The 5,003-nt window shown below is 75.8% G+C and carries 4 protein-coding genes and 1 pseudogene; 2 read left to right on the top strand and 3 right to left on the bottom strand.

Going from position 1 to position 5,003, the window contains the following annotated elements:
• On the bottom strand, positions 1–735 hold a 735-nt coding region (locus V7E46_RS32395; RefSeq protein WP_333771749.1), incomplete at its 3' end, for a M56 family metallopeptidase.
• Positions 732–1,160, bottom strand: a complete 429-nt coding sequence (locus tag V7E46_RS32390; protein ID WP_333771748.1) for a BlaI/MecI/CopY family transcriptional regulator — start codon at positions 1,158–1,160, stop codon at positions 732–734. The genes V7E46_RS32395 and V7E46_RS32390, both read right to left, overlap by 4 nt.
• A 114-nt stretch (positions 1,161–1,274) precedes the next feature.
• Between V7E46_RS32390 and V7E46_RS32385 the strand changes: the two genes are divergently transcribed.
• Both V7E46_RS32385 and V7E46_RS32380 read left to right on the top strand, forming a co-directional pair.
• Complete coding sequence (locus tag V7E46_RS32385) at positions 1,275–1,937, top strand: DedA family protein (RefSeq protein ID WP_333771747.1); 663 nt, start codon at positions 1,275–1,277, stop codon at positions 1,935–1,937.
• Positions 1,934–2,557 (top strand): phosphatase PAP2 family protein, encoded by a 624-nt coding sequence (locus tag V7E46_RS32380; RefSeq protein ID WP_333771746.1) that lies wholly within the window; start codon positions 1,934–1,936, stop codon positions 2,555–2,557. Before V7E46_RS32385 ends, V7E46_RS32380 begins: the two co-directional genes overlap by 4 nt.
• 246 nt (positions 2,558–2,803) lie before the next feature.
• Here V7E46_RS32380 and V7E46_RS32375 read toward each other — a convergent pair.
• Positions 2,804–5,003: pseudogene (locus V7E46_RS32375) on the bottom strand (DNA repair ATPase); the annotation flags it as partial.

Raw genomic sequence — 5,003 nt, 5'->3', positions numbered from 1 at the left:
GGACAGGGCCGTACGGGGGCGCCGGGCGGTGGGGCGGGCGGCCAGCGCCGCCCGGCCGATCGCGCGGGCGGCGACGCGGCGGTCGCCCACCGCCGCGGCGGCGGCCTCGTCGGCGCAGCGTTCGAGCGCGTACGACAGCGGGCCGCGCAGCACCCGCAGCGCCGGGTGGCAGGCGCAGGCCAGCGCGAGGGCGGTGAGGAAGAGGTGGTGGCGGCCGGCGAGGTGGGCGCGTTCGTGCGCGAGCAGCACCTCGCGCTCCGCCGGGCCGAGGGCCTTGAGCATCCCCGTGGTGACCACGATCCGCCCCGGCCGGCCTGGCAGCGCGTACGCGTCGGGGCCTTCGTCGTCCAGGACGGTCAGGTCGCCGGCCGCCGTACCGGAGGCGGCCACCGCGCGGCGGGCGCGGGCGGCCAGCACGACGCGCTGCCGCGACTCGTGGAACAGCGCGGCGGCGACCGCGGCGAGCAGCACCGCGGCGACACACGCGGCCGGCACCGTCACCTGGTCGCCGAGGACCGGCAGCACGAGGTGCCCGAGCGCGGCCACCGGCGGCAGCCGCAACGCTCCGGCGCCGGCCAGCAGCGCGAGCGCGGTCGTACTGCATGCGGCGAGCGCCACCGCGGACCCGGCCAGCAGCCAGGGCGCCGCGCGCGGCGACAGCGCCTCGGCCAGCCGCCGCGCGGCGGGCGCGGCGAGCAGCGGGAGCAGCAGCGGGACCCAGACCGCGTAGTTCACGACCCGGCGCCCCTGCCGCCGCCGGTGCCGTCCGGCGGGACGTCGGCCAGCAGCGCGCGCAGCAGCCGCTCGTCGTCCGGGTCGAGCTCGGACACGAAGCGGGCCAGCACCGTGCCGCGCAGGCCTTCCGCGGACTTGTCCAGCTCGGTGCGCATCCGGCGGGCGGCGAGGCCCGGCGGGTCCTGGGCGGGCAGATAGGCGTAGCCGCGGCCGGCCCTGGTGCGGCTGACGGAGCCCTTGTCGTGGAGACGGGCGAGAATGGTGGTGACGGTGGTGCGTGCGAGGTCGGCGCCGAGTGCGACGACCAGCTCCCGCTGCACATCGGCGGGAGTGAGCGCACGGCCGTTCGCCGCCCAGAGCGCAGCGAGGACGCTGGCCTCCAGCTCACCCGAAGGGCGGCGGGCCGACGCGCTGGCGTCCGGCATGGAATCGCTCCTTCCCGCTCGTTCGTCTACAGTTCTGTAGACCGTCTACTCGACTGTAGTCGGCAGGGGTGCCCCGCCGCGCCCCCGGACCCATTATGGGAGGGCTCCACCGCCATGCCCCTGCCCGTGCTGAACCAGGCCGTGAACGTCCTCGACGCGACCTCGCTGCTGTCCTCCTTCGGAGCGGTCGGCATCTTCGCCGTCCTGTTCGCCGAGACCGGCCTGCTCATCGGCTTCTTCCTGCCCGGTGACTCGCTGCTTTTCACCGCCGGGCTGCTCAGCGTCGCCGGCGCGTCCGACGTGGTGCACCTCTCGCTCTGGCAGGTGCTCGTCGCCGCGCTGGCCGGGGCGCTGCTGGGGGCGCAGACCGGTTACGCCATCGGGCGGCGCGGCGGGCCAGCACTGCTCGCCAGAACCAGAAACCGCAAGATCCACGAGGGTGCCGCGCGGGCGGCCGAACTGCTGGAACGGTACGGGTACGCCAAGGCGGTCGTCCTGGCCCGCTTCGTGCCCGTGGTCCGCACCGTGCTCAACCCGCTGGCCGGCACGCTCGACGTGCCCGCCCGCACCTTCACCCTCTGGCAGATCATCGGCGGCACCGTCTGGAGCGTCGGCCTCGTCCTCGGCGGATACGCGCTCGGCTCGTCCGTCCCGCACGTCGACACCTACCTGCTGCCGATCGTCGCGGTCATCGTGGCCGTCTCGCTGACGCCGCTGGTGCTCGAAGTCGTACGCGGCCGGCGCAAGTCCGCGGACTCCTCGGCGGAGGGCCTGTGACCTCGCAATTCGACGCGGGCCTCTACCGCTGGGTGACCGACCTCGCCCACCGCGCGCCGGTGCCGCTGGACGACGCAGTCCGCTGCTTCAGCGACTACGGGCTCGGCATCTTCGCCGTCATGATGCTCGTGGTGTGGTGGCGGGCCAGGCCGGCGGACGACGCCCGGATGGCGGCGGCGCTGTGCGTGCCGCTCGTGGTGGTCGCGGTCTACCTCGTCAACGACGGCGTGAAGTCGGTCTTCGCCGAGCAGCGTCCGTGCAGGACGCTGCACACGGTGACGGTCGAGACGTGTCCGCCGCTCGGGGACTACGCCTTCCCGAGCAATCACTCCGCCATCGCCGCGGCGGCGGCCGTCGCGCTCCTGCTGGCCTCGCGGCGGATGGGGCTCTTCGCGGTGCCGGTCGCGCTGCTGATGGGGGCGTCGCGGGTGTGGGTCGGCGTGCACTACCCCCACGATGTGCTGGCCGCACTGGCTTTGGGGGGTGCGGTGGGGTGGCCCCTCGCGCTCGCCTCCCGGCGGGGGGCGCCGGTGGTCGCCCGCCTCCGCGCTACGCGGGCGCGGGCGCTCCTAGCTCGCGCCGGCGTCAGCGGATCCCTCGGGCGGTGCCCATCGCGGTGACCTTTCGCCTGCCCCACCGTCGTGGCTGAGCGCGCAGTTCCCCGCGCCTCCGGGGGTCGCCCTCTGCGGTGGAGGACGAGCCCCGTAGGGGCGCGGGGAACCGCGCGGCCGGCCGGAGCGCGGCGGCAGTGTGAACGCCACAGGAAGTGGCACCCGCACAGGGGCGGGGAACTGCGCGCTTGGCCGGAGCGCGGCGCCGCCGACGAGCACGCCACCGCAAGGGGCACCCGGGGACACGGCGGGCGGCTAGGGCAAGGCGGACCGCAGGGCCGACAGGTGGTGGAGGGCGGCGCCCGCGCCGCCGGCCAGGGTGTGCGACTCGGCACGATAGTGATCGGAGATCATCGCGTCGACGTCCGCCGGCGTCAGGGACGGGTGGAGGCGGCCCGTGAGGCGGGCCATGTCACGGTAGGAGCCCTGCAGAAGGAACGGCGGCTCGCCGCCCCCCTCCCCCACCGCGGAAGCGATATACGCCGCGTTGACGGCGAGCAGCACGCCCCGCACGTGCAGCACATGCCGCAGCACGGCGACGATCGAGGCGAGCTCGTCCCCCTCGTACGGGTACGCGAGCGCGTCCGCGCGCGCCGTCGGATCCCCCGCCGCGAGCCGCAGCATCAGCTCCAGGTCGGAGCGTTCGCGGCCGGCGAGCGGCGCGAGGACGGGATTGGCGGTGAGCGCGTTCTCGACGTAGCTGAGCGCGAAGACCTCCTCGCGTCCGGTCAGCACGTCCCCGAGGTTCCAGACGTCGGCCCGGTTGGCGAGCATGTCGGGCACCCGGAAGACCCGCCCGGACTCGGTGTAGGGGTTGCCGGACATGCAGACGGCGAACCGCTTCCCGCGCAGGGAGTACGTGCCGCCCGCCCCCTCGATGCGGCGCTGCGCGTCGCACAACGGGATGAATTTCTGCAGGAGTCCGGGCGAGGTGTGCTGGATGTCGTCCAGGTGGAGCAGGACGTTGGAGCCGAGCGCCAGCGCGAAGTCCAGCTTCTCGACCTCGCGCCGGGCGGTCGCGTCGGGCGCCCGGTCCGGGTCGAGCGAGGTCGTGCCGGTGCCGAGCGCGGGACCCGAGACGGTGACGAGGGCGAGCCCGAGGCGGGCGGCGACGTATTCGACCAGCGTCGACTTGCCGTAGCCGGGCGGCGACAGCAGCATCAGCAGCCCGCCCGCGGTGCCGAACTGCTTGGCGAGGCTGTCGCCGACGAGCGGGAGGTAGACCTCGTCGAGCAACCGGTTGCGTACGAAGCCGGTGAGCGGGCGCGGCCGGTACGCGTCGAGCCCGAGCCGGTCCCGCTCGGCGGTGACGACGGCGGTCCGGTGCCGCTGGTACGCCCGGTACGCGGGCACCTCGTGGTCCCGGAACCGGCGTACCCGGGTGAGGAGTTCGTCCAGCCGGACGGTCAACCTGCCCTGGACGACCCGGGGGTGCGAGCCGAGCAGGCCGTCCACGGTGGCCTCGGCGGGACCGCCGGCCTCGTACCGTACGGAGTCCGCGCCGCAGACCAGCTCGGCGGCCGTCTCCAGGTGGTCGCCGTGCGGCCCCGCGAAGGGGCCGAGCCAGCCGAGGGCGAGCTGCCAGCGGGCGGCCAGGTCGCCGCCGAGCGCGTCGAGATCGCCGACGACCTCCTTGTACGGCACCCCCTCGGTGCCGCCGAGCGCCGCGGCGAACCGCCGTGCGACGTCCTCCGCCGCCGGTCCCGCCACGAAGCCGGGCCGCTCGGCGGCGAGTTCGGCCACCAGGTACTCGCCGACGAGTCCGCCGTCCGCCTCGATGCCGCCGAGCCCGGCGGCATCGAGGAAGTCCCGTGCGGCACCCCCTAGTTCCGCCGCGAGCGCGGCCAGGGCGGCGGTGCCGCCGGAGAACGCCGCGAGGCCCGGCGCTCCCGCGCCGAGGGCATCCGCGGACCCGGGCACGGCGGCGGTCGGACCGCCCGGCAGCGCGCCGACCGCGAAGGCCGCCGCCCGGGTCAGCGAACGCGCCCGGGTCGTCCAGGCCGCGCGGGCCACCGCGGGGAGGCCGTGCGCCCAGAAGAGCCGCGCCGCCACCCGCACCCCCGGCGGATACCGCAGCAGCCCCGCCCCGGGCGCGATCGCAGCGAGCGCGCTGAGCAGCAGCGCGGCGTCGTGATCGTGCACCCCCCGCTGATAGCCCTCGTCCACCCGCACTTCCGCGGCCTCCCGCACGAACGCGGCAACCTCGGCCGAAACCCCGGCCCCCAGCAGCGCCGGCGCGCCCGCGGAAGTCCCGCCCGGCACCGAGCGGCCCGCCCGGACCCCGGCGTTCCCGGAACCGGGCACGCTCACCGCGCCCGGCGGAAGGCCGGCCCCCGGCAGCACTGAGCCGCCATCCCCGGCACCCGGGGCGAGCCCGCCGCCCGGGAGCGCGTCCAGCAGCAGGCTGGCCGCCAGGTATTCGGCGCGGTAGAGGGTGGGGGTCTCGGAAGGGAGG

This window comes from Streptomyces sp. IBSBF 2435, from assembly GCF_036815005.1.
Taxonomy (GTDB): domain Bacteria; phylum Actinomycetota; class Actinomycetes; order Streptomycetales; family Streptomycetaceae; genus Actinacidiphila.
The sequence above is the reverse complement of the archived record's forward strand: the minus strand, read 5'-3'. Positions and strand labels throughout refer to the sequence as shown.

Excerpts from the sequence above, each read along its gene's own strand:
- V7E46_RS32385 (WP_333771747.1), top strand. The coding sequence starts at position 1,275 with ATGCCCCTGCCCGTGCTGAACCAGGCCGTGAACGTCCTCGACGCGACC.
- V7E46_RS32390 (WP_333771748.1), bottom strand. The coding sequence starts at position 1,160 with ATGCCGGACGCCAGCGCGTCGGCCCGCCGCCCTTCGGGTGAGCTGGAG.